This window comes from Microbacterium sp. W4I20, from assembly GCF_030816505.1.
GTDB lineage: Bacteria > Actinomycetota > Actinomycetes > Actinomycetales > Microbacteriaceae > Microbacterium.
Genome location: NZ_JAUSYB010000001.1, coordinates 2291367 through 2313011 on the forward strand (window position 1 = coordinate 2291367; position 21645 = coordinate 2313011).

Sequence of the window (21645 nt, forward strand, 5' to 3'; positions counted from 1 at the left end):
GCCTGTCCCCGGGGCCTGCGTGGCCGCGCCGTAGGGCTGAGAACACGGCGTCGGGCGGAGAATCCCCGCGGGAGCTTCCTCCCCACAGAGTGTTCTCCGCCCAACACAGCGCCCGAGCACAGGCCCCGAGCCCCGAGCCCCGAGCCCCGAGGACCCTCAGTCGCGAGGCCACACCGCGACGACGCCCGCTCCGACCACGGCGAGCGCGGCGGCCCCGAGGAAGAGCCAGGTGAATCCGCCGGTGAGGGCATCGCTGGCGGTCGCGCCGCCCGACTCGAGCGCGGCCGTCCGCAGACCCGCGATCGTCCCGAGCATTGCCAGTCCGACCGCTCCGCCGATCTGCTGGCTGGTGTTGATGAGCCCACCGGCGAGTCCGGCCTCGCCGCCTTCGACCCCGTCGACCGCGAGCTGGGTCGTGGCGACGAATGCTCCGCCGAGTCCGACGCCGATCAGCAGGGTCGGCCCGAGCAGTTGCGTCAGGAACACCGCGTCCGAGGGAGCCGCGGCGAGCCATACCAAGCCGCCGGCGAGCACGAGCAGCGAGCCGGACAGCACCGGGCGGGTACCGAGGCGGGCGATCAACGTCGGCACCAGTCCGGCGACGAGCACGAGTGCTCCGGCGAGCGGCAGCTGGGAGAGCCCGGCCGCGAGGGCGTCGTACCCGAGCACGGCCTGCATGTAGACCGAGAGCGCGAAGAAGAGTGCGACCATCGCGGCGCCGCCCAGCATCATCACGACATTGCCGAGCGCGAGGCTGCGGTTGTGGAAGACCGACAACGGCACGAGCGGCTCAGCCGCGCGGCGCTCGATGAGGAGGAACGCGGCGCCCAGCAGGAGCGCGGCGGCGAAGAGCACGAACGGAAGCGGATGCAGGAAACCGAGCTGCTCGATCGCACTGAACGCTCCGACGAGGGCGACGAGTGCCGCCGTGACGGTGACAGCTCCCGCGGCATCCAGACGCCCCTGCTGGCGGACGCCGTCGCGGGTGATCAGCAGCGGGATGGCGATGAGCACGACCGCGCCGACCGGCACATTGACGAAGAACACCGACTGCCAGCCGAGGGTCGCGGTGAGCACGCCGCCGAGCAGGACCCCCGCCGCCGAGCCGATGCCGGCCACGCCTCCCCAGACACCGAGCGCCCTGGTGCGCTCCTTCGCGTCGGGGAAGAGGTGCGTGAGCAGCGCGAGGGCCGCGGGGGCGAGAAGCGCCGCGGATGCTCCCTGCAGCGCACGAGCGGCGAGCAGCATCTCCGCCGAGAGCGAGAGACCCGCCAGAGCAGATGCCGCCACGAACCCGGCTGTGCCGACGAGGAAGACGCGGCGGTGGCCGTAGCGGTCGGCGAGGCGTCCGCCCAGCAGGAGCAGTCCGCCGAACGCGAGGACGTAGGCGGTGATGACCCATGCGAGGCCGGCGGTGTCCATGGCGAGCTGCTGCCCGAGCACGGGGAGCGCGATGTTCACGATCGAGGCATCGAGCACGACCAGGAATTGCGCGAGGGCGAGGATGCTGAGGGCGAGCCAGCGGCGCCGGCTTCGCGGTGCGGCCGCGGAGGTGGTGGACGGGGTGAGGGAAGTGGACATGAGATTCTCCTTCGTGGGATGAGTGATTGCTCACTCACTCTGGTGAACAGGCAAAAGGCGGAATGGATCGGTGGACGATCCGCGGACGAGTGGTGGGGAGGCGGCAGGTTCCGCCGGGGCATCAGTCGGGATGCGCTTCGGCAGCGGCGGGTTGCCAGTCGGGGTGCTGGATGCCGCGGGTCAGCAGTTCCGCCCATTTCTCGGGACGGCCGTCGAGCTGCGTCGTGACAATGAGGTGGCAGAGCTGACCGAACGCGATGAAGCGCTGCACGTCTTCATCGCTGCCGCCGGAGCGGGACTGCGCATAGGTGGTGACTCGGCCAAGCCCGACCCGGAGCGCGGCCCCGACCTCGGGGATCTCGGCGACCGACTGCGCGTGCACTTGCAGCATGAGCAGCTTCCGGTCGGAGATGAGGTGCGCGTAGGCATCCCCCATGGCGTCGAGGATCGCTTCGGGTGTCTGCTCGGCCGCAGCATCCGCCCCTTCCTCGAGGGCGAGGAGGATCGCTTCGAAGCACGCCTCGAGGGCGGCGATGAAGAGCGCCTCCTTGCCCGAGTAGAGCTTGAAGACGTAGGCCGGCGAGATCTTGGCCTCGCGGGCCACGTCGGCCACCGTCGTGCCGTGATACCCGCCGCGCGCGAACTCCGCGAGCGCCGCGGTGGCCACGAGGGGTCGGCGGGCGTCGGCCGTCGAGAGGATGGAGCTTCGCGTGGTGGACATATGAGTGACTGTACACTCACTCTGTCGTCCCGACAACGGTGAATTGCGCTATCGAACGATAAACGATAGATTCCTGTTGTTCTTCGATGAAAGAGGTAGGCCCATGAACAGAGTGACGATCATCGTGCTGCAGGTCGTGATCGCGATCGCGCTGGTGGGGTCGGTGGCTGTGCAGGCTCTCATCGCTCCGCTGCTCTGGCTCGATCTGGGCGAAGAGGAGTTGCTGGGCAGGATCTTCCTCGTCGGCATCGTGGTCATCGGGGTCGGCACCCTGCAGGCGTTTGGAATCTGCGTCTGGATGCTGCTGAGCAAGGTGCGGCGCGGGTCGATCTTCTCGGAGTCCTCCTTCCGCTACGTCGACGTGATCATCGGTGCGATCCTCCTGGCGGCCGCGCTCACACTGGCGCTCGCGATCGTGCTCGCCCCCGGTCAGACCGCGCCGGGCGTCGTGGGACTCATCTGCGGCGCCGCCCTCGTGCTCGGTGGGATGGCGCTACTGGTCGTGGTGATGAAGGCGCTGCTGCGGCAGGCGATCGAGCGGGAGACCGAGGCGCAGACGCTCCGCTCCGAGCTCGACAACGAGGTGATCTGATGCCCGTGGTCGTCGACATCGACGTGATGATGGCCCGCCGCAAGATGAGCGTCGGCGAGTTGGCCGAGCGCATCGGCATCACGCCGACGAACCTCGCGGTCCTCAAGAACGGCCGCGCGAAGGCGGTGCGGTTCACGACGCTCGATGCCCTGTGCGAGGTGCTCGAGTGTCAGCCGGGCGACCTGCTGCGGTGGGAGGGGCCCGGGGCGTAGGGCCGACACCCGTCATCGCAGCGACATCCGCGCGATGGATCGCATCGTCGGGCTGACCACTCCGAAGGCACCCGGTTCGGAGAGCGCAGCGAAACGCTCGGTCACCACCTGGGCCGAGGACGGCCCGTTCGCCGACTCGCTGCCTCCGAACAGCGGCCCGGCGAACGACTCGAAGTGCGCAGCGACCCGCTCATGACCCGCATCGAACGCGGCACGCCCCGCTGCGACCAGATCCGGGAGCTCGGCCAGAGTGCGTGCAGAGCCGTCGGCGATCGCGAGAAGGGACAGTGTGGTGTCTCGCGACTGCCCTGCCCACCGCCAATCCCGCCTCCGACCGAGATCGCGCACAGCGTTGATCACATCGTCGAACGCGCGCTGGTGCCCGAGCGAGAGTGATCGCCCTGCGTTGGTCACGACGACACGACCTCGCAGCCGACGAAGCAGTCTCGCCTCTCGAGCGACTGTCATCAGCGCTGCGGCCGGTTCGACGCCGGCCCCGTCCGCGGCATCCGTCCATCCCAGCGATCCGGTCAGCTCGCCGAGGATCACGCTCGGCATCCACCCGTCGTCGCCCTGCTCGACACCCTCGTCTCCCACACAGGCGAGGAGCATGCGCAGGGCCTCGGTCGACGCCTCTCTTTCGGCCGGAGGAGGCGAGGTCGCGTCGAGAATGCCTGCCTCCTCGAGATGCACCCGGAGTGCGAGGCGGCGTACCGAGGGGAGCGACGCGGCCAGCTGCGCGATCGGCGAAGAATGCCGGATGCCTCGCTCGACCGAAGCGATTCCCGAGTCGTCGAACTGGGGAACGACGGTGCCGAAGCGACGGGCGAGTTCGAAGTTGACGTGTTCGAGCCGGAACGGAGGAGGGGCCGTCTGCCAGGCGCCGGATGCCGGAGGCTCCGGGATCTGCGTGTCGACGAGCGACACCCGCGCCTCGCCGACCTCGGGACCGAAGAGGCCACGGACAGTCAGCGTCATGCCCGGCGGGGCGCCGTCGACTTCGATCTCTTGAACCTGGGGATCCCAGTAGTCGAGGTTGAGGAAGACGGGCCCGTCCTCCTCGGCATCCTGGTACTCGTCTTCGTCTCCCACGGCGCCGAAGCTGAGACGCAGAGCCTCGATCACCCAGTGCGCGGGAGCACGGCGCGGGACCTGGATCATCCGAGTGAGCTCCGGATGGTCGGCCACTGCCACCTCGATGCGAATGGACGGAGGGATCTGCATGTGCTCGCGAAGGTTCATGTGCGACACGCTAGGCAGCAGGGCGGACTCCACCGGACCGCAAACTCACGCACTGTGGACAATCCCGCGATCGGCACTTCGGTGCAGAGCCAGGCATGCCGCGCCGAGAACTACCGCGACGAGCATCTCCTGTCCCGTCCACGAAAGGCGATGTGCGCCCCGGAAGGACGGAATCCGCGATTCAGTCCTTGCGAGGCGCGCATCTCCTTGTGGGGCGCACAGCGGATGCCGGGAGGAGCGGATGCTGCGCCGAGAACTACCGCGCGGCGAGCAGCTCCCGCAGCCGCGCAGCCTCTTCCGCGGCCATGCCGTACCCGTGCTCGGGCCCGGGATACACGCCGCCGCGCACCTCCGACGCATACGCGGAAACCCCGGCGATGGCCTCCTCACGCAACCCCGCGTACCGCTTCACGAACTTGGCCGCGGGCCCGTCGTACAGGCCGAGCAGGTCGTGGAAGACGAGCACCTGCCCGTCGGCATCCGCTCCTGCACCGATGCCGATGACCGGGATGTCGAGGAGTGGCACGAGCGCCGCGGTGACCTCCGACGGCACGGCCTCGACGACGAGCATCGCGCAGCCGGCATCCTGCAGGGCGAGGGCGTCGTCGATGACGGCGAGCGCGGCATCCGCCGTTCGTCCCTGTGCCCGGTATCCGCCGAGGGCGGTGGCCGTCTGCGGTGTGAGTCCGACGTGTCCGACCACGGGGATTCCGGCCTGCACCAGGGCTCGCGCGCGGTCGACCGTCGATCCGCCGCGTTCGATCTTGACGAGGTCGCAGCCGCCCTCCTTGAGGAAGCGCTGCGCCGTGGCGATCGCGATCTCGTCGGACGCCTCGTACGAGCCGAACGGCAGGTCGCCGACCAGCAGCGGCACCGTGAGCCCGCGCCGGACAGCGCGCGTCAGCATCAGCATCTCGTCGACGGTCACGGGCACCGTACTGTCGTAGCCGAGCACGGTCATCGCGGCGGAGTCCCCCACGAGCACGATGTCGACGCCCGCCGCCTCGACGATCTGCGCGCTCGGATGATCGTAAGCGGTGACCACGACGATCGGCTCACCGGCATCCTTCTTCGCGCCGAGTTCCGCGAGGGTGACGCGCTTGCGCGGAGCGGCGTGCGCGCTCACAGCGCAGCCTCGGTCAGCAGGCGGTCGACCGCGTCGTCGACCTGGATGATGCCGTTGGCGCGGTCGACATGCACGACGCGCGGCTCATACTCGGCGAGGTCTTCGCGGGAGTAATCGGCGTAGGAGATGACGATGATCGTGTCTCCGGAGTGCACGAGCCGCGCGGCGGCGCCGTTGACCTGGATGACTCCGGATCCGCGTTCGCCCACGAGCGTGTACGTCTCGAACCGGGCGCCGTTGTCGACGTCGACCACGTGCACCTGCTCGTGCGGCAGGATGTCGGCGGCCTCGAGCAGGATGGGGTCGACGGTGATCGAGCCGACGTAGTGGAGGTCGCTGCCGGTGACGGTCGCGCGGTGGATCTTCGACTTCAGCATGGTGCGGCGCATCAGCTCGCATCTCTCGTTCGGAGGACGGAAAGGAGGTGGTTGTCGATCAGCCGGGCAGCCCCCACGTGGGCGGCGACGGCGAGGAGGGCGTCTGCCTCGACGCGCGCGACGGGCTGCAGGGTCTCGGCGTCGCGCAGTTCGAGATATTCGGGCGCGATCCCGGCGTCGGCGAGCACGCGGTGGGCAGCGGAGAGGATGCTGTCGGCATCGCGCTCCCCCTCCTCGAAGGCGGATGCTGCGGCATCCAGCGCCCGGTTCAAAGCGGTGGCTCGCGCGCGAGCATCCGCGTCGAGGTAGACGTTGCGCGAGCTCATCGCGAGTCCGTCGGGCTCGCGCACGATGGGGCATGCGTCGATGCGCACGTCGAGGTCGAGGTCGCGCACGACGCGGCGGACGACGAGTACCTGCTGCGCGTCCTTCTGCCCGAAGTAGGCGACGTCGGGTCGGACGATGCCGAACAGCTTCGTGACGACGGTGGCGACGCCGTCGAAGTGGTGGGGGCCGCGGCTCGCGCCGTCCAGCACGTCGGTGACCCCGGCGACGTGGATGTTCGTCGCGAAGCCGTCGGGGTAGATCTCGGATGCCGCGGGCGCGAAGAGGATGTCGACGCCCTCGGCCTCGGCGAGCCGGGCGTCTCGAGCCTCGTCGCGCGGGTACGCACCGAGGTCTTCGTTCGCACCGAACTGCGTCGGGTTGACGAAGAGCGAGACGACGACGAGATCGTTCTGCTCGCGCGCTCGGCGCATGAGCGACAGGTGTCCCTCGTGGAACGCGCCCATCGTGGGAACGAGGCCCACGCTCCCGCCTTCTCGCCGGGCGGCGCCGACGGCGAGCCGGACCTCTGCGATCGTGCGGAGGATCCTCATTCCGGCTCCCTCTTCTCGGCGAGGGTTCGGGTGGCGGCGGCGAGCGCGTCGAAGAGGTCGGCGTATTCTCCGGATGCTGCGCGCTGCCGCGCCACCGTGGCTTCGTCGCCGCGGGCGATGGGCCCGGTGAGGGCGGCCGCGGCGCCGTCGGCTTCCCAGTTGTCGATCGTCTGGCGCACGAGCGGGACGAGCCGGCTGCGATCGACGCCGGCGGTGCGAGCGAGCTGCTCGGCCGCGTCGAGCACGGTGAGCACGAAGTTCGAGGCGAAGGATGCCGCCGTGTGATAGCTCGCGCGGTGCTCGTCGCCGACCGTGAATGGAAGGATACCGAGGGCGCGGGCGAGCTGCTCGGCAGTCTCGAGCGCCTCGGGCGTGCGACCCGCGATTGCGGCGCCGATGCCATGCAAGACGTCCGGAGTCTCGGATCCGGTGAAGGTCTGCAGCGGGTGGAGGCTGAAGTCGACGTCATCGAGCGACGTGGCCCCGGAGACGTGACCGACCAGGGGCACATGCGGACGCGAGACGAACGCGACGGCGGGGATGGCAGCATCCGGCACGCAGAGCAGCGCGATGTCGGCCTTCGGCATCGACTGGTCTCGGCGAAGCGGGCCGAGGACCTGGAAGCCCGCGGCCCGGAGTGCCCGGGCGAGAACGCTGCCGAGACGCCCGGCACCGATCACGGCGATGGTCGTCTCAGACGCGAGGAGGGAGGTGGTCTGCATGTCGATTCCCGGGCTGAGATGGGAAGCCCGAATGCCAAAAGTATCCGCCTACCGCGGCATCCGCTCCAAATCTGGGATCAAACAGACAGTTGCTACTTACCCGGAGTGGGCAGACCGCCCAGTTCTACCGACTTCAAATAAGCAGATCGCTCCCGGCCCGACATGGCCGGTCCGGACCGCCGCAAGGAGAAATGCGCTTCGCAAGGCCGGGAATGCGGCCTTGCGAAGCGCATGATTCCTTCCGAAGCGCACGCCGGTTTCTCGGCACGCGCGACGAGTCTCCAAGAACCCCGTGCTTCAGGATGCGGCGAGCGCACCCGCCACCTGCGCCGCGAGCCGCGCAGCATCCGGCGCATCCCCATCGAGCAGGTCGTACGCGAGCAGCAGCGATCCGATGACGGGCGGCACGGTCGCCACCGAGATCGTCGCGCGGTCGCCGTCGGCGTACGGCTCGCGGATGCTCTCGAGCAGGAACTCGTTGCCGGACTGCAGCAGACCACCGCCGAGCAGCACGGGCAGCGGCCCGAGACCGTCGTGCCAGTCGAGGCGCCGACGGGTCGTCTCGATGAAGGTCACGACCTCCGCCGCCACGCGTCCGATGAGGGTCTGCGCCACGGCATCCCCCGCCGCCGCCGTCTCGAGTGCGACGCGTGCGAGCTCGACGAGGCGGTGCTCGGAGAGCCGGCCGAACATGATCTCCTCGGTCACCTGCAACGGCCGGTCGAGACCGAAGTGCTGCGGCACACGCTGGGCGAGGAGCGTCTGCGCGCCGCGGCCGTCCTCTGCACGGCAGGCGAGTGCGAGCGCCTGGCGTCCGAGGTCTCCCCCGCCGCCCCAGTCGCCGCTGACCACACCCATCGCGTGATAGCGGACATGCACGTCACCCCGCACGCCGACGCAGTTGATGCCGGCCCCGGCGACGACGGCCACGCCGTCACCCCGGTCACCGGGAACCGTGCGCAGCAGCGCGAAGGTGTCGTTGAGCACGCTCAGCCGATCGGCGAGCCCGGCGTCGGCCGCCCGCTGCGACATGGCCTCCTCCTGCGCGGGAAGGTCGATCCCGGCGATCGCGAGGCACGCGGCGTCGAAGCCCGACCGCGCACCGCTCGCGCGTTCGGCGAGGTCGAGCAGCGGATCGAGCATCGCGTCGAGGTCGCCCAGTCCCGACGCCACCCCCGGCCCCGAGGCGACACCGACCACCCGGCCGTCACGGTCGGCCGCGACGACGAGCGTCTTCGAGTTGCCGACGTCGACCCCGAGCACGAACCCAGTGCCGTCAGCCCGCCCACGCCCGTCAGCCCGCGGCACGGCCGAAGAACTCACGCCCCCTCGCCCGCGAACTGCGGCAGGTGCGCAGCACCCGACTCCAGCAGCCTCGGCAGCAGACCCTCGACCTGACCCCACTGTCCGATCAGCGGGTGCGCGAGCAGCGCCCGGCGCACGTCGTCCTCGTCGCCCGACACCGCGGCGCGGGCAGCGATCCGCTCGTAGGCGCTGACGTGCTGGATCGGTCCGAGCAGCTCGGGCGGCACGGTCGCCTGCGGCTGCGGGACGACGCCCGCGGCACTGACGAGGCAGCGGGTCTCGATCACGTCGTCGTCGGCAAGCCCCGGGATGAGCCCGGCGTTGCGCACGTTCAGCACATGCGCGGTCGGCTCGGTCGCATACAGCGACGCCAGCAGGTCGACGGCGGCCTCGCTGTAGAACGCACCCCCGCGGTGGGCGAGCTGTTCGGGCTTCTCGAGCAGCAGCGGCGACCGGTACAGCTCGAGCAGCTCGGCCTCGAGCCCGGCGACGACGGTCGCCCGCGGCGTCTCGGTGCGCAGACGCTCCAGGACGACATCGTGGAAGTAGTAGTACTGCAGGTAGTACGACGGGATCGCACCGATCAGCCGGACCAGCTCCTCCGGGAACGGGTACTTCTCGAGCACGTCCGGCATCCGCTCGGCGAACAGCTGGGGCAGCACGTCTTCGCCGTCGACGAGGATGCGCCGCGTCCACGAGAAGTGGTTGAGCCCGACCGGATCGACCGACACCCGCGCCGGCTCGACGTCGAGCAGCTGAGCCGCCCAGCGCTCCACGCCGATCGCGTAGTTGCAGAGCCCGATGGCCTTGTGCCCCGCGTCGAGCAGCGCCCGGGTGACGATGCCCACCGGGTTGGTGAAGTCGATGATCCAGGCATCCGGCTTCGCGACCCGTCGCACCTCGTCGGCGATGTCGAGCACCACCGGCACCGTGCGCAGCGCCTTGGCGAGCCCGCCGGCACCGGTCGTCTCCTGACCGATGCAGCCGCACTCCAGCGGGAACGTCTCGTCGCCGAGCCGGGCGGCCTGCCCGCCGACGCGAAGCTGGATGAGCACGGCATCCGCATCGGTCACGGCCTCCGTGCGATCCGTCGTGAGGGTGACATGGGTGTCGAGACCCTGGTGCGCCAGCATCCGCTTCGCGAATTCGCCGACGACCGACAGGCGTTCGGCGTGCACGTCCATGAGCACCAGCTCGTCGACGGCGAGCCGGTGGTGCTGGGCGGCGAGGCCCGAGACCAGTTCGGGGGTGTACGTGGAGCCGGCTCCGATGACCGCGACCTTCATGTGGGGATCCTTCCGAATCGTTCGTCGATGTCTGAGAGAGCGGATGCTGCCGCTCTCATTCCTTCACGCCCGAGAGCGCGATGCCCTGCACGAACTGCTTCTGCGCGAAGAAGAACAGCACGATCACCGGGATGACGAACAGCAGGGTGGCCGCCATGGTGAGGTTCCACTGCACCGAGTGCACCGACCGGAACTGCGAGAGCCCGATCGACAGGGTGTACCACTCCTGGTTGGAGCCGAGGTACAGCAGCGGGTTGAAGAAGTCGTTCCAGCTGTAGAAGAAGGCGAACAGCGCGGCGGCCGCGATGGCGGGCTTCACCATGGGCAGGAACACGGTCCAGAGCAGGCGGAACTCGGATGCTCCGTCCATGCGTCCCGCGTCGAGGTACGCCCGCGGCACCGACACGAAGAACTGGCGCAGCAGGAAGATCGTGAACGCGTCGCCGAACAGGGCCGGGATGATCAGTGGCAGCGGCGACCCGACCAGCCCCAGCTGCGCATAGGCGGCGTAGAGCGGGACGATCGTCACCTGCGGCGGCAGCATCATCGCGGCGATGACCGCGACGAACAGCACGCGCCGACCCCGGAACCGGAACGTCGCGAGGGCGTACGCGACCGGGATGCTGGTGGCCACGGCGAGGATCGTGCTCGACGCGGCGACGAGCAGCGTGTTGCCCATGTACCGCAGCAGCGGCACCTTGTCGAAGACCTCGACGAAGTTGGCGAGGTTCACCGGATCCGGCCAGATGCGGCTCGTGAGCGCCTGGTCGTTGGTCATCAGCGCCGTGGTGATGATGAAGAACAGCGGCCCGAGGAACATCAGCAGCAGGGCGATGAGGAACGCGTGCCGGCCGACGGCGGCGAGCAGCCGGCGACGGCGGGCGCGAGCTCTGGTCTGACGCTGCGAGGGCGTGCTGTCGGAACGCGGGACGGATGCCGTCGGTCGATCGATGATGGCGGTCATGGTCAGCCTTCCTCACCGTGCACACGTCCGCGGGTCGCGCGGATGAGCACCAGGGTGACGATGAGCGTGGCGGCGAACAGCACCATCGAGAGCGCCGCCGCGTAGCCCATGTTGAAGTAGCGGAAGCCCTGCTGGTACAGCACCTCGGTGAAGAACAGGAGGGTGTTCTGCGGGTAGCCGATGTTGTCGGCGGTGAGTCCGGAGCCGCCGCCGATCACGGTGCTGACGACGTAGGGCTGTGCGAACAGCTGGAGGCTGCCGATCACGCCCATGATGGTCGAGAACAGGATCACGGGCGAGATGGTCGGCAGGGTGATGTGCCAGAAGCGCCGCAACCCGCTCGCGCCGTCGATCTGTGCGGCCTCCTGCATCTCGACCGGCACCTCGAGCACCGCGGCGAGCAGGATCACGATCGTGTTGCCGACGCCCCAGGTCGTGAGCATCAGCAGAGACAGCTGCGACAGTGCGGGGTCGCTGAACCACAGCGGCTTCGGCAGGCCGAGGGCGCCGAGGACCGCGTTGACCGGGCCGGTGCCGGGGTTCAGTACGAACGAGAACGTCATGGCCGCGGCGACCGGCGGCAGCAGAGTCGGCAGGTAGAACAGGGTGCGGTAGATGCCGGCGCCGGATCGGACCCGGGCGAGGGTGGCCGCGATCCCGAGCGAGAACATCAGCTGCACGGGCACCGAGACAAGGCAGAACACGAGCGTGTTGCGGATCGCGGTGCCGATCTGCTGATCGCCGTCGAACATGAACTGGTAGTTGGCGAAGCCGATCCACTCGGGGGCGTTCACCATGTCGAAGCGGGTGAACGAGTAGAAGAGGTTCGCGAGCAGCGGGTAGCCGAAGAACAGCGTGAGTCCGATGAGTCCCGGGCTCAGGAACGCCAGGATCGTGAGCCGCTGTCGCCGGACCCGCCGCCGGAGCGCCGCGGAGCGGCCGGGCGACATGGTCGCCTGACCGCTCCGCGTGGGGGTCGCCGTCGTCACGGCGCGTTCCCTCCGGATGCCTGGGAGATCTGGCTGTCGATCTGCTTCGCGACCGCGGCGAGGCCCTTCTTGACGTCGGTCTCGTCGCCGGCCTGCCAGCCCTGGAGGAACTGGCCCATGAGCTCACGCGGTGCGGCACCGGCGGGCGTGCCGGGCACGGAGCGCGTGTTCTCGTTCGCGGCGATGTCGAGCATCACGTTGAACTGGTCGATCGTGCGGATGCTCTCGTCCTCCAGCGCGCCGGTCGTGGTGGGGACGTTGCGCAGCTCGAGGGTGAGGTCGACGAGGTTCTCGGTGTCGGTGGCGAGGTACTCGGCGAGCAGCCACGCGGCATCCGAGTGCTTCGATCCGCGCGGGATCCCGACGGTCGTGCCGCTGATGATGCCGCCGCCGTAGCCGGCCTCGTCGACGCTCGGCATGGGTGCCGTGCCGTAGTTGAGGTCCGGTGCCTGGTCGTCGATGAAGGCAACGCGCCACTCGCCGTCGACCGCCATCGCGAGACGGCCGGTGTGCAGCGGGTTCTCGGCCGAGAACTCGGCGCCGAGGCCCGCGACGTACTCCTGCAGGTCGTCGTAGCCGTACCAGTCGATGAGCTCCTTCTGCCATTCGAGCATCTCGGCCCACTGCGGGTCGGAGGCCATGGCCGCGGCTCCGTCTTCGTCGTACCAGGTCAGGTCCCAGCCCGGCGTGAAGGTCGCGACGTTGTTCTCCTGGAAGTCGAGCAGCGGCACGAAGCCGGCGACCTGGATGCTGCCGTCCGCGTTGCGCACGGTGAGCTTCTTCGCGGCCTCGGCGAGCTCATCCCACGTCTTCGGAACCTCGACGCCCGCGGCATCCAGCATGTCCTGGTTGAAGTAGAGGCCGTACACGTCGGCCATCACGGGCAGAGCGCAGCGTTCGTCCTCGTACGACGTGTACGCCAGCGTCGAGGGGAGGATGCTGTCGATGTCGGCATCCGATTCCTTGATGCGATCCTCGAGGTTCTGGAACACACCCGTGGAGCAGTAGCTGGCGACGGCCTCGCTGTTGCCCGAGAGCGCGACGTCGGGGGCGGTGTTGCCGCGCACGGCCTGCAGGAGCGTGTCGTCGTTCTGGCCGCCGGTGTGGTCGACGGTGATCCAGGGGTACTCCTTCTGGAACGCCTCGAGGCGGGCATCGATCACGCCCTGCTCCCGATCCGTGAAGAAGCTCCACAGCGAGAGGGTGATCGGGGTCTTGTCGTCCGGTCCGCCCTCGCCTCCGTCGGCCTGCCCCTGTCCGGTGCCGCAGGCGGTCAGGGCGAGGGCGGCCACGGCGATGGCGGCGAGTCCTGCTGGTCGAGTGCGCATGTGTACTCCTCCGTTGGGGTGATGCGGTTCGGGTGGTGCGGGGGTTTCGGGTGGTGCGGGTTTTCGGGTGGTGCGGTTGTTCCTCGGATGCCGGCGCTCGGGCGCGCCGGCATCCGTGGGGCGTGTGCGCGCTAGTGCTCCGCAGGAGCGGTGTCGGCGTTCGCGGGCAGCCGGCCGGCGGCGGCGCGGTCCAGGCTCACGTGCACGTTGTCGTGCTGCAGGGCGAAGGTCGCGGGGAACTCCGGGTCGAACTCGTCCGCGCCGAGGAGGCGTGCCGTCGATGCGGCCTTGCCGGCGCCGTGCACGACGACCTCGATGCGACGGGCATCCGCGAGGGTCGCGAGGCCGACGCTGACGCCGTGGGTCGGCACGTCGTCGAGCGAGCCGAACTCGGGGAAGGTGCCGAGGTTGTCGGCCCGCGTCGAGTCGGCGAGGGGGATGATGCGGGTGCGGCTGTCGATCGGCGTGCCGGGCGGGTTGAACGCCACGTGGCCATCGGAGGAGCCGACCGCGACGTAGAAGATGTCGATGCCGCCGGCATCCGCGATCCGGGCGTCGTACGACGACGGGTCGGCGGGATCGGGCGACCAGAGGTGTGCGGCGCCGATGCCGGCGAGCGGCTTCACCGCGTCGGTGAGTGTCGCGATCAGCTGCTCGCCGTACTGGCGGCAGCTGTAATGCGCGGTGACCGGGGGCGCCGTCCAGCTCTCGCCGTCGGGCAGCGCGTAGTCGTCCATCAGGACGAAGCGCACGTGACGGAGGTCGTGCGGCGTCTCGCGCAGCTGTGCGGCGAGGGCGTCAATGACGCGGGGTCAGCGTGCGGCCGGCGGGGACCCCGACGAGCAGGTTGCGGCCGTCGGCGGCGGCCGCAGCGATCGCTTCGACCAGACGGGCGGCGAGGGTCGCGCTCATCTCGTCGACCGTGGAGCTGATGGAGTACGGCAGGGTCAAGGGATTCTCTTCTCGTGTGGGGCTGCTCCGTCACTGTAGGGTGGTGCGACCAGCGAAACAAACCAAAATGGACCAAATCAGTCCAAAAAACCAGATTGGTTATCAAGATGAGCGATGGGTTGTCAGAGCCGACGTCTCTCCCCATGGCAGCGGCGCGCACGACGAAGACCGGGGCATCGGAGGCGGCCGCCGAGCATCTGCGGCGGCTCGTGCGGGGCGGCTCGTTCGGGTCCACCGGCCGGCTGCCGAGCGAGCGCGAACTCGTCGATCGGCTGCAGGTGAGCCGCACCACGCTGCGGCGGGCGCTGGGCATGCTCGCCGACGAGGGGCTCGTCAGCTCGGCGCCGCAGTCGGGGTGGTTCGTCAACGAGGCGCCGCTCGGTGAGCCGCCGCGCACGCTGATCAGCTTCACCGAGATGGCCCGGCGCCGCGGTGTCGTGCCACGTACCCGGGTGCTGTCGCACGTCGTCCGCGAAGCGAAGCTCGACGAGGCGCATCAGCTCATGGCGGCGCCGGTCAGCCCTGTGCTCGAGGTGGAGCGGCTGCGCTCACTCGGCGAGACGCCGATCTGCATCGATCACGGCGTGATCCTGCTCGAGCGCACCCCCGGCATCGAGCACGTCGACCTCGAAGACACGTCGCTGTACGCCGAGATGGGCGCGCTCGGCACCGAACCCGCGCGCTCGAACTTCGTCGTCGAGGCGATCGGGGCGGATGACCGCGAAGCGGAACTGCTCGACGTGCCGGTCGGGAGCCCGCTGCTGCTCGGCGCCGAGACCGCGTTCGACGCCGTCGGCCTGCCGATCCTCATCGGCAGCACGCGGTACCGGGCCAACGTGTACCGGTTCTACAGCACGATGCTGCGGAGGTAGGGCGGGGTCGACATGTAAAGAATGGGCGCGATTCTTTACACGTTCGGGGCACGTGCCAAATCTCTTTACAGATCCCGCGATGCGAGCGAGCAGGCCGACGCGCGGGAATCGCCGCCCGGCTCAGGACACCGGCAGCGAGTCCGCCACGTTGATCAACCCGAACGGGAACGGGCTGAAGACAGATGCCCTGCCCCTCAGGAACTCGTCGATGGGGATCATCCCGAACCACACCCACGAGATCACGCTCGCCGCGACCACCAGCACGATGACGATAAGGGCCGCGCGGTCGAGCGTACGCAGCGCCGCGCGTTCGTCGGTCGCCTTCATCACGCGGCCGAGTGCGAGGAGCACGATCAGGGCAATGGCGACGTAGACCAGCGGGCTCGGCCCGAGGGTCAGCGTCACGCAATACGAATCCCCGCCCGTGTCTGCGCCGTCCACGCACGCGCCTCTGTTGCCCGTCAGCATCCCGGAATACACCAGCGCCGCAAATGCCGACAGGAGCAGGACACGGCGGATCCGTCCGACCACGACCACACCGGCGAAGCCCGCGCCGACGGCGGCGCGCTGCGAGGTGAGAGTCGTGGACATGGCGGCCTCCTCGGTCGTCGTCCTGCCCATCCTGGCGCAGCATCCGCCGTGGCGAAAGGGCACTGTCATGGAATGAGGTGACACCGGTCACCCCTTCTCATGACACGGGGACACTGTGCCCGAAGGCGGCGATGGAGTGCGATGGAAGGATGTCCACTCAGCAGATCTCTCTCCCCCATGCCGAGCCCGTGCGCTTCTGGCGAAGGCCCTTTCGGGTCGTGCGCGAGAACATGCGCGTCTACCTCATCCTCAACGCAGCCGCCTACGGGCTCGCGCTCCTCGGCTTCGTCATCGGGATGACCTTCCCGGATCTCGTCGCCGCCGAAGCCGCAGGTCTCGAGGAGGACGGAACCGGCGAGCTCGTGCGCTGGCTCGTCAACACGCCTCCCCTGTTCGCGCTGACGATCCTGGGCGTGAATCTCTTCCGGCTCAGCGCGCTGACCATCGTGCTGCCGTCGCTCATCGTGCCGTTCGCGGGGCTCGCCTTCTTCGGGTACTGGTCGGTGACCACCGGCATCACTCTCGTCCCGAGCTCGGACACGGGCTGGGTCGCGCTCATCCCGCACTCGCTGACCTTCCTGATCGAGCTGCAGGCGTACGTGCTGTTCCTGCTGGGCGCCTTCCTGATCGGCAAGTACTGGCTCTTCCCGCGCACGGCGGGAGCGAAGAACCGGCGCCAGGGGTATCTCCGAGGTCTGCGGCAGCTGGGCCTGCTCGCGCTCCCGGCGCTCGTGCTGCTCGTCATCGGAGCGATCTGGGAGGCGTACTCGCTGCGCTACCTCGTGCATCCGCTCGCCGAGCTGCTGCTCTGAGTTCCTGACCACGATCTTCAAGAGGAACACCCCCATGTTCGACGAAGACGATGCCGACGCGCTCGGCATGCTCGGCGATGCCGACGACGGCACGATGCCCCGCCGTCAGAAGCGCGGAGACGGGCGTCCGCTCCCGCCTTTCCGCTGGTGGCATCTCGTGTCGGGGCGGAAGCTGTTCTCGCTCGCGGTGCCGCGGCCGGGCGGGCCCGACGTGATCTATGCCGTGGACATACGGTCCCACGAAGACGGCGACCCACGCGCCCATCTCTACCGAGACGGAGCGCAGGCCGTGGTGTCGAAGCTGCCGGCGGCCTTCGCGGTCGAGGGCGGCGTGATCCAGGTGCGGGCCGGGTCGTACGGCCTCAGACGGATGCACTACGTCAGGCCCGACCGATCCGAGCGCCGCCTCACCCCGCATCCGAGATCTGCGATCGGTCGCCGCCTGCGACTCGAGCAGACGCATCCGGTCGCGAGCCGCTGGATCGCCGCCACCGCGATCGTCGTCCTGATCATCGGTGTGGGAGTGAATGTCCCGCAACTGGTGCAGGTGATCTCCGAGATCCCACCCATCGCGGAGCGCTTCGGCACGTTCGTCTCCCCGATCCAGCTCCCCCTCTGGCTCAACATCACCCTCGGCACCGGTGCGGCGCTGGCCAGCATGGAGCGCGGCCTCCGGCTCCGCTACCACTGGATGCTCGACGGCCTCGGCAACTGAGCGGGCAGCGGGCGGCCAGGAGTCGACACCCGGCAAGGAGAAGTGCGCTTCGCAAGGACGGATGCCGCGGAATCGACCTTGCGAAGCGCACTTCACCTTCCGAGCGCACACCACTCGCTCACGGCACCACGATCACCTTGCCCACGACCCTCCCCTGCGCGGCTTCGGCATGCAGCGCCGGCAGCTCGGTGAGCGGGATGCGGCGCGTGACCTCCAGGGTCAGGTCGCCGCTGTCGACGAGCGAGACGAGCTCGGTGAGCTTCTCGGCATCGCTGCGGACGAAGACGACGACCGAGCGCACGTTCCGCTCGGCGTCGTCGGGCGCCGGCATCCAGGCGGTGGTGCTCACCACGACCCCGCCGTCGCGCACGAGTCGCACCAGGGCGGTGAACTCGTCCGGCTCGATCGGTGCGAGGTTGAGCAGCATGTCGACCGGCTGCGAGACCGCGTCGAGCACACCCGTCTGCGTGTGGTCGATGATCTCGTCCGCGCCGGCGGCACGGACGGCATCCGCACTCCTCGGGCTGGCCGTGGCGATCACGTGCGCGCCGGCCCGCGTGGCGAGGGCGATCGCGTACTTGCCGACGACCCCTCCCGCGCCGACGATGAGCACCCGCTGACCCGCCTCGAGTCCTCCGTCGTCGAAGAGCGCCTGGCGTGCAGTGAGGGCGACCGAGGGGAGTGCGGCGGCATCCGCGAGCGGCACCGAGGTGGGTGCCGCGACGAACGCGTCGACCGGGGCGACGACGTATTCGGCCGCGCCTCCGTCTTCGGCCATCGGCAGGAAACCGATCACCGCGTCGCCCACCGCGAACTCGTCGACGCCGTCGCCGACCGCGTCGACCGTGCCCGAGACGTCGTAACCGGGGACGTGCGGGAGCACCACGGGGATCGGGAGGAAGCCCGCCCGCATGCCGTTGTCGGCGGCGTTGAAGGCGGATGCTGCGACGCGCACCCGCACCTGTCCTGCTGCCGGAGTGGGCTGCGCGACGTCTTCGTACCGGAGCACTTCGGGGCCGCCCACTTCGTGGAACCGTACTGCCTTCATGATCTCATCCTCTCGTTGGTGCTTCGAATTCGAAGCAATAACCTGACAGTAGCACTGCTTCGAATTCGAAGCAATACGTATACTGGAGGGATGAGCACCCCATCTCCTCGGCTCTCTCCGACCGAGCTCGCGGCCTACTTCGCCTTCTCCGAGGTGAGCAGCCTGCTGCGGCACGCGGTCGAGAAGCAGCTGAAGGATGTCGGCCAGCTCAGCTACGTGCAGTTCCAGCTGCTCGCGCGGCTCGGCGATGCGCCCGACGGCAGCCAGCGGATGACCGATCTTGCCGACGGCGTCGTGTACAGCCGCAGCGGTCTGACCTATCAGGCGCAGGCACTTGAGGAGCGCGGACTGGTCACGCGGTCGCCGTCGCCCGAGGATGAGCGCAGCACGATCGTCGCGATCACGGCGGCGGGGCGCGACGTGCTGGCGAAGGTCTTCCCCGGGCACATCGAGGCCGTGCGGAGTCTGCTGCTCGATCCGCTGGCCGAGGCCGATGTCGAGGTGCTCGCGCGGGTGATGACCCAGGTCAGCGGACATCTGCGGGCGAATCCCCCGCGGTCGGCGGGAAGGCGCAAGAAGTGAGACCACTCCGGTACGGGATCAACGTGACGCTCGACGGGTGCGTGCACCACGAGGCGGGGATGCCGCCCGACGAGGAGTTCATGCGCTTCTGGACGGCCGAGATGGAGCGATCGGATGCCGAGCTCTACGGCCGCGTGACGTACCAGATGATGGAATCCGCGTGGCGGCGGCCGGCCGACGGCGTATGGCCGGACTGGATGGGCGAGTGGGAGATCCCGTTCGCGGAGGCCATCGATCGGACGAAGAAGTACGTCGTGTCGAGCACGCTCACCGAGGTCGACTGGAACGCCGAGCTCGTGCGGGGTGATCTGGGCGACGCGGTCCAGGCGCTGAAGCAGCAGCCGGGCGGGGACTTGTCCGTCGGCGGTGTGACGCTTCCGCTCGCGCTGGCCGAGCTCGGACTCATCGACGAGTACGTGTTCGTCGTGCATCCGGTCATCGCCGGGCACGGTCCGACGCTGCTCGCGGGGTTGAGTGCGCGGGTGGAGTTGGAGCTCGTGGAGCGGCAGGAGTTCCGGTCGGGTGTCGTGGTGCAGCGGTACCGACCGCGGCGCTGACACGGGCGCACGTCCCCGGTCGTTGAGCGAGCGAAGCGAGACGAAACGTCTCCGGTCGTTGAGCGAGCGAAGCGAGACGAAACGCGACTCAGCCGAGCACACCCACCGCCCGCAACGCCCCGCGCAACCCCTCCGCTGACGTGAAGCGATGCGTCAGCATCCCCACCTCCACTGCCCCCACGAGCTTGCTCGCCGAATCGTCCGTGAAGAACACCTCGGATGCCGCGAGCCCGAGCGCATCGAGCACGTGCTGGAACGCGCGGGCATCCGGCTTCGCCCACCCGATCTCGGCAGAGTTGAATATCGCGTCGAAGTGCGCGGTGAGGCCGAGCTGCTCCGCCTCGGCGGGGATCGTGTCGGTGCCGTTCGTGAGGATGGCGGTGCGGATGCCGGCGGCGCGAAGCGCATCCGCGATGTCCAGCACCTCGGTGTCGACCTCGGAGGGCTGCCGCCCCCACTCCTCGGCCGCTGCCGTCGAACCGAGCGTCTTGGCGACGCGGCCGACCCAGGTGCGGCGGGAGATCCGGCCGGTCGTCACCTGGGCGAGCAGTTCGGGCTCGAACGCGGCATCCACCACTGCGCCCGGCGCGAGGCCGTGCCGGGTCTCGATGGCGGTGGTGTGAGCCTCATCGAACTGTCGGACGACGCCGTCGAGGTCGAACACGACCGCACGAATGGTGGCCATCGGTCAGTGGCTCTCGCGTGCGCCGGCCGACCCGAGGATCGACGAGAAACCGGCCCCGAGGGAGTCCGCGACCGTGGGCGGGTCGCCGAGGTAGCCGTTGACCATCGCCCCGTCGCGCAGGATCATCAGCTGGTTCGCCACCGAATCCACGTCGCGCACGCCCGCCTTCTCGGCGATCCCGGCGAAGAAGTCGCGCATCCATCCGCGGTGGGTGTCGACGGCGACGCGCACCGGATCGTCGCGGTCGGGGTACTCGGCGGCGGCGTTGATGAACGCGCACCCGCGGAAGCCCGGGGTGCAGCTGGCCGCCCCGATGCCGGCGGCGATCGTGCGGGCGGTGGCGAGCGGGTCGGCGTCGTCGACGGTGCTCAGCATCCAGGCCTGTTCGGCGGCCGACTGCTGGGCGAGGTAGGCGACGACGAGGTCGTTCTTCGTGCGGAAGTGGCGGTAGAAGGTGACCTTGGTGATGCCGACCTGGTCGATGATGCGGTCGGCGCTCGTCGCGCGGATGCCGTGGGTGTAGAAGAGCTCGTTGGCGGCGTCGAGGATCCGCTGGCGTGTGTTCGCACCGCCCGAAGGCTTCGCCGCGGGGGCGGGTGTTTCGTCGTGCATCTCGGGCTCCGGTCTGGATCGGGCGGGTCGCGTCAGCGCCTTCAGGATTTCATGATTCTGCGGGTGGACGTACTGGTCAGTTCTCTCTCTTGGGGGTGGCGGGGGCGCCCACTCCCGCTGCGGCGAGCGCGGCATCCACATGCAGGGCCGTCGTCGGGAAGACTGGCACCGGTGAATCCGCGGCCGAGACCAGCAGCTCGATCTCGGTGCAGCCGAGGATGACGCCCTCGGCGCCCTGGGCCACGAGCTCGTCGACCACCTCGCGGTAGAAGGCGCGCGATTCGGGCCGGATGATGCCGTGCACCAACTCGTCGTAGATGACGGCGTGCACTCCGGCGCGGCTCTCGGCGCTCGGGACGATCACCTCGATGCCCTGGGCTTCGAGCCGCTCGCGGTAGAACGGCTTCTCCATCGTGAACGCCGTGCCGAGCAGCCCCACGCGGCGGATGCCGGATGCGAGCACGGCCGCGGCCGTCGTGTCGGCGATGTGGAGGAAGGGGATGCTGATCGCGTCTTCGATCCGGTCGGCGACGAGGTGCATGGTGTTGGTGCAGAGCACGATCAGGTCGGCGCCGGCGCGCTCGAGGCCGCGGGCGTGGTCGGCGAGCAGGGTTCCGGCGGCATCCCAGTCGCCGCGGACCTGGAGCTCTTCGATCTCGGCGAAGTCCAGCGAGTCGAGGATGATGCGCGCCGAGTGATGGCCGCCGAGGCGTTCCCGCACGCGTTCGTTGGCGAGGCGGTACCACTCGAGCGAGGATTCCCAGCTCATTCCGCCGAGGACGCCGATCGTCTTCATCGCTGTCGCTCGCTGTTCGTGCGGGTCGAGGGGGAGGCGGTGCGCATCCATTGAATCTATCCCTGGCGGTCGTGGGGCGGCTTGCGTTCGAGGTCGAACGG

At 69.2% G+C, this 21645-nt stretch carries 26 protein-coding genes; 7 read left to right on the forward strand and 19 right to left on the reverse strand.

Annotated elements, in window-relative coordinates; genetic code table 11:
* Positions 1-156 precede the first annotated feature (156 nt).
* On the reverse strand, positions 157-1581 hold the full coding sequence (locus QFZ21_RS11110; RefSeq protein ID WP_307377842.1) for an MFS transporter: 1425 nt from the start codon (positions 1579-1581) through the stop codon (positions 157-159).
* A 121-nt stretch (positions 1582-1702) separates the two neighbouring features.
* A complete protein-coding gene (locus QFZ21_RS11115; RefSeq protein ID WP_307377844.1) occupies positions 1703-2302 on the reverse strand; it encodes a TetR/AcrR family transcriptional regulator in 600 nt (199 codons plus the stop codon).
* Positions 2303-2405: 103 nt separating this feature from the next.
* Here QFZ21_RS11115 and QFZ21_RS11120 point away from each other — a divergent pair, with 103 nt between their 5' ends.
* Both QFZ21_RS11120 and QFZ21_RS11125 read left to right on the forward strand, forming a co-directional pair.
* Positions 2406-2894: a DUF2975 domain-containing protein gene (locus tag QFZ21_RS11120; protein WP_307377846.1), complete on the forward strand. Its 489-nt coding sequence runs from the start codon at positions 2406-2408 to the stop codon at positions 2892-2894.
* Positions 2894-3106: a helix-turn-helix transcriptional regulator gene (locus tag QFZ21_RS11125; protein WP_307377847.1), complete on the forward strand. Its 213-nt coding sequence runs from the start codon at positions 2894-2896 to the stop codon at positions 3104-3106. The genes QFZ21_RS11120 and QFZ21_RS11125 overlap by 1 nt, the downstream gene beginning before the upstream one ends.
* Positions 3107-3118: 12 nt before the next feature.
* Here QFZ21_RS11125 and QFZ21_RS11130 read toward each other — a convergent pair whose 3' ends face one another.
* The 12 genes from QFZ21_RS11130 to QFZ21_RS11185 form a co-directional block, all read right to left on the reverse strand.
* Positions 3119-4348 (reverse strand): hypothetical protein, encoded by a 1230-nt coding sequence (locus QFZ21_RS11130; RefSeq protein ID WP_307377849.1) that lies wholly within the window; start codon positions 4346-4348, stop codon positions 3119-3121.
* A 256-nt stretch (positions 4349-4604) separates the two neighbouring features.
* Positions 4605-5474, reverse strand: coding sequence for a 3-methyl-2-oxobutanoate hydroxymethyltransferase (gene panB, locus QFZ21_RS11135; protein ID WP_307377850.1), 870 nt, complete (start codon positions 5472-5474; stop codon positions 4605-4607).
* Positions 5471-5863, reverse strand: a complete 393-nt coding sequence (gene panD, locus QFZ21_RS11140) for an aspartate 1-decarboxylase (RefSeq protein WP_307377851.1) — start codon at positions 5861-5863, stop codon at positions 5471-5473. Before panD ends, panB begins: the two co-directional genes overlap by 4 nt.
* Positions 5863-6729 (reverse strand): pantoate--beta-alanine ligase, encoded by an 867-nt coding sequence (gene panC / locus QFZ21_RS11145; RefSeq protein WP_307377852.1) that lies wholly within the window; start codon positions 6727-6729, stop codon positions 5863-5865. Before panC ends, panD begins: the two co-directional genes overlap by 1 nt.
* Complete coding sequence (locus QFZ21_RS11150) at positions 6726-7451, reverse strand: Rossmann-like and DUF2520 domain-containing protein (RefSeq protein WP_307377853.1); 726 nt, start codon at positions 7449-7451, stop codon at positions 6726-6728. The genes panC and QFZ21_RS11150 overlap by 4 nt, the downstream gene beginning before the upstream one ends.
* A 297-nt stretch (positions 7452-7748) precedes the next feature.
* Positions 7749-8774, reverse strand: a complete 1026-nt coding sequence (locus QFZ21_RS11155; RefSeq protein ID WP_307377855.1) for a BadF/BadG/BcrA/BcrD ATPase family protein — start codon at positions 8772-8774, stop codon at positions 7749-7751.
* Positions 8771-10042 (reverse strand): 6-phospho-beta-glucosidase, encoded by a 1272-nt coding sequence (locus QFZ21_RS11160; protein WP_307377857.1) that lies wholly within the window; start codon positions 10040-10042, stop codon positions 8771-8773. Before QFZ21_RS11160 ends, QFZ21_RS11155 begins: the two co-directional genes overlap by 4 nt.
* 55 nt (positions 10043-10097) lie before the next feature.
* Positions 10098-11006 (reverse strand): carbohydrate ABC transporter permease, encoded by a 909-nt coding sequence (locus QFZ21_RS11165; protein ID WP_307377858.1) that lies wholly within the window; start codon positions 11004-11006, stop codon positions 10098-10100.
* Positions 11007-11008: 2 nt separating this feature from the next.
* Positions 11009-11995 (reverse strand): carbohydrate ABC transporter permease, encoded by a 987-nt coding sequence (locus QFZ21_RS11170; RefSeq protein ID WP_307377859.1) that lies wholly within the window; start codon positions 11993-11995, stop codon positions 11009-11011.
* Positions 11992-13323, reverse strand: a complete 1332-nt coding sequence (locus tag QFZ21_RS11175; RefSeq protein ID WP_307377860.1) for an extracellular solute-binding protein — start codon at positions 13321-13323, stop codon at positions 11992-11994. The genes QFZ21_RS11170 and QFZ21_RS11175 overlap by 4 nt, the downstream gene beginning before the upstream one ends.
* 131 nt (positions 13324-13454) lie before the next feature.
* Positions 13455-14075 carry a hypothetical protein gene (locus tag QFZ21_RS11180; RefSeq protein ID WP_307377862.1) on the reverse strand — a complete coding sequence of 207 codons (621 nt, stop codon included), beginning with the start codon at positions 14073-14075 and terminating at the stop codon, positions 13455-13457.
* A 46-nt stretch (positions 14076-14121) separates the two neighbouring features.
* Complete coding sequence (locus QFZ21_RS11185; RefSeq protein ID WP_307377864.1) at positions 14122-14274, reverse strand: hypothetical protein; 153 nt, start codon at positions 14272-14274, stop codon at positions 14122-14124.
* A 143-nt stretch (positions 14275-14417) separates the two neighbouring features.
* Here QFZ21_RS11185 and QFZ21_RS11190 point away from each other — a divergent pair, with 143 nt between their 5' ends.
* Positions 14418-15146, forward strand: coding sequence for a GntR family transcriptional regulator (locus QFZ21_RS11190; RefSeq protein ID WP_307377866.1), 729 nt, complete (start codon positions 14418-14420; stop codon positions 15144-15146).
* 120 nt (positions 15147-15266) lie between these two features.
* On the opposite strand, the gene QFZ21_RS11195 is transcribed toward QFZ21_RS11190, so the two are convergent.
* Positions 15267-15737 carry a hypothetical protein gene (locus QFZ21_RS11195; RefSeq protein WP_307377868.1) on the reverse strand — a complete coding sequence of 157 codons (471 nt, stop codon included), beginning with the start codon at positions 15735-15737 and terminating at the stop codon, positions 15267-15269.
* Between the two features lie 149 nt (positions 15738-15886).
* On the opposite strand from QFZ21_RS11195, the gene QFZ21_RS11200 reads away from it, so the two are divergent.
* A complete protein-coding gene (locus QFZ21_RS11200) occupies positions 15887-16549 on the forward strand; it encodes a stage II sporulation protein M (protein ID WP_307377870.1) in 663 nt (220 codons plus the stop codon).
* Between the two features lie 34 nt (positions 16550-16583).
* Complete coding sequence (locus tag QFZ21_RS11205; protein ID WP_307377872.1) at positions 16584-17264, forward strand: hypothetical protein; 681 nt, start codon at positions 16584-16586, stop codon at positions 17262-17264.
* A 118-nt stretch (positions 17265-17382) separates the two neighbouring features.
* Here QFZ21_RS11205 and QFZ21_RS11210 read toward each other — a convergent pair whose 3' ends face one another.
* Positions 17383-18312, reverse strand: coding sequence for an NADP-dependent oxidoreductase (locus QFZ21_RS11210; protein WP_307377874.1), 930 nt, complete (start codon positions 18310-18312; stop codon positions 17383-17385).
* Positions 18313-18402: 90 nt separating this feature from the next.
* Between QFZ21_RS11210 and QFZ21_RS11215 the strand changes: the two genes are divergently transcribed.
* Together QFZ21_RS11215 and QFZ21_RS11220 are read left to right on the forward strand one after the other, a co-directional pair.
* Positions 18403-18894, forward strand: a complete 492-nt coding sequence (locus QFZ21_RS11215; protein WP_307377876.1) for a MarR family winged helix-turn-helix transcriptional regulator — start codon at positions 18403-18405, stop codon at positions 18892-18894.
* Entirely contained in the window at positions 18891-19451 is a 561-nt protein-coding gene (locus tag QFZ21_RS11220; RefSeq protein WP_307377878.1) for a dihydrofolate reductase family protein, read from the forward strand. The genes QFZ21_RS11215 and QFZ21_RS11220 overlap by 4 nt, the downstream gene beginning before the upstream one ends.
* Before the next feature lie 88 nt (positions 19452-19539).
* Here QFZ21_RS11220 and QFZ21_RS11225 read toward each other — a convergent pair whose 3' ends face one another.
* The 3 genes from QFZ21_RS11225 to QFZ21_RS11235 all read right to left on the reverse strand — a co-directional run bounded on the left by QFZ21_RS11225 (position 19540) and on the right by QFZ21_RS11235 (position 21595).
* Positions 19540-20136: an HAD family phosphatase gene (locus tag QFZ21_RS11225; protein WP_307377879.1), complete on the reverse strand. Its 597-nt coding sequence runs from the start codon at positions 20134-20136 to the stop codon at positions 19540-19542.
* Between the two features lie 3 nt (positions 20137-20139).
* On the reverse strand, positions 20140-20748 hold the full coding sequence (locus tag QFZ21_RS11230; RefSeq protein ID WP_307377880.1) for a TetR/AcrR family transcriptional regulator: 609 nt from the start codon (positions 20746-20748) through the stop codon (positions 20140-20142).
* Between the two features lie 76 nt (positions 20749-20824).
* Positions 20825-21595 carry an aspartate/glutamate racemase family protein gene (locus tag QFZ21_RS11235; protein WP_307377882.1) on the reverse strand — a complete coding sequence of 257 codons (771 nt, stop codon included), beginning with the start codon at positions 21593-21595 and terminating at the stop codon, positions 20825-20827.
* Positions 21596-21645: the final 50 nt, after the last annotated feature.

What these genes read in the sequence shown, in the direction of transcription:
- QFZ21_RS11225 (WP_307377879.1), bottom strand. Translation starts at nt 20,136, where the DNA reads ATGGCCACCATTCGTGCGGTCGTGTTCGACCTCGACGGCGTCGTCCGA.
- QFZ21_RS11215 (WP_307377876.1), top strand. Translation starts at nt 18,403, where the DNA reads ATGAGCACCCCATCTCCTCGGCTCTCTCCGACCGAGCTCGCGGCCTAC.
- QFZ21_RS11200 (WP_307377870.1), top strand. Translation starts at nt 15,887, where the DNA reads ATGTCCACTCAGCAGATCTCTCTCCCCCATGCCGAGCCCGTGCGCTTC.
- QFZ21_RS11110 (WP_307377842.1), bottom strand. Translation starts at nt 1,581, where the DNA reads ATGTCCACTTCCCTCACCCCGTCCACCACCTCCGCGGCCGCACCGCGA.
- QFZ21_RS11210 (WP_307377874.1), bottom strand. Translation starts at nt 18,312, where the DNA reads ATGAAGGCAGTACGGTTCCACGAAGTGGGCGGCCCCGAAGTGCTCCGG.
- QFZ21_RS11165 (WP_307377858.1), bottom strand. Translation starts at nt 11,006, where the DNA reads ATGACCGCCATCATCGATCGACCGACGGCATCCGTCCCGCGTTCCGAC.
- QFZ21_RS11190 (WP_307377866.1), top strand. Translation starts at nt 14,418, where the DNA reads ATGGCAGCGGCGCGCACGACGAAGACCGGGGCATCGGAGGCGGCCGCC.
- QFZ21_RS11195 (WP_307377868.1), bottom strand. Translation starts at nt 15,737, where the DNA reads ATGTCCACGACTCTCACCTCGCAGCGCGCCGCCGTCGGCGCGGGCTTC.
- QFZ21_RS11150 (WP_307377853.1), bottom strand. Translation starts at nt 7,451, where the DNA reads ATGCAGACCACCTCCCTCCTCGCGTCTGAGACGACCATCGCCGTGATC.
- QFZ21_RS11120 (WP_307377846.1), top strand. Translation starts at nt 2,406, where the DNA reads ATGAACAGAGTGACGATCATCGTGCTGCAGGTCGTGATCGCGATCGCG.
- QFZ21_RS11160 (WP_307377857.1), bottom strand. Translation starts at nt 10,042, where the DNA reads ATGAAGGTCGCGGTCATCGGAGCCGGCTCCACGTACACCCCCGAACTG.
- QFZ21_RS11205 (WP_307377872.1), top strand. Translation starts at nt 16,584, where the DNA reads ATGTTCGACGAAGACGATGCCGACGCGCTCGGCATGCTCGGCGATGCC.
- panC (WP_307377852.1), bottom strand. Translation starts at nt 6,729, where the DNA reads ATGAGGATCCTCCGCACGATCGCAGAGGTCCGGCTCGCCGTCGGCGCC.
- QFZ21_RS11130 (WP_307377849.1), bottom strand. Translation starts at nt 4,348, where the DNA reads ATGAACCTTCGCGAGCACATGCAGATCCCTCCGTCCATTCGCATCGAG.
- QFZ21_RS11125 (WP_307377847.1), top strand. Translation starts at nt 2,894, where the DNA reads ATGCCCGTGGTCGTCGACATCGACGTGATGATGGCCCGCCGCAAGATG.
- QFZ21_RS11230 (WP_307377880.1), bottom strand. Translation starts at nt 20,748, where the DNA reads ATGCACGACGAAACACCCGCCCCCGCGGCGAAGCCTTCGGGCGGTGCG.
- QFZ21_RS11115 (WP_307377844.1), bottom strand. Translation starts at nt 2,302, where the DNA reads ATGTCCACCACGCGAAGCTCCATCCTCTCGACGGCCGACGCCCGCCGA.
- QFZ21_RS11175 (WP_307377860.1), bottom strand. Translation starts at nt 13,323, where the DNA reads ATGCGCACTCGACCAGCAGGACTCGCCGCCATCGCCGTGGCCGCCCTC.
- panD (WP_307377851.1), bottom strand. Translation starts at nt 5,863, where the DNA reads ATGCGCCGCACCATGCTGAAGTCGAAGATCCACCGCGCGACCGTCACC.
- QFZ21_RS11235 (WP_307377882.1), bottom strand. Translation starts at nt 21,595, where the DNA reads ATGGATGCGCACCGCCTCCCCCTCGACCCGCACGAACAGCGAGCGACA.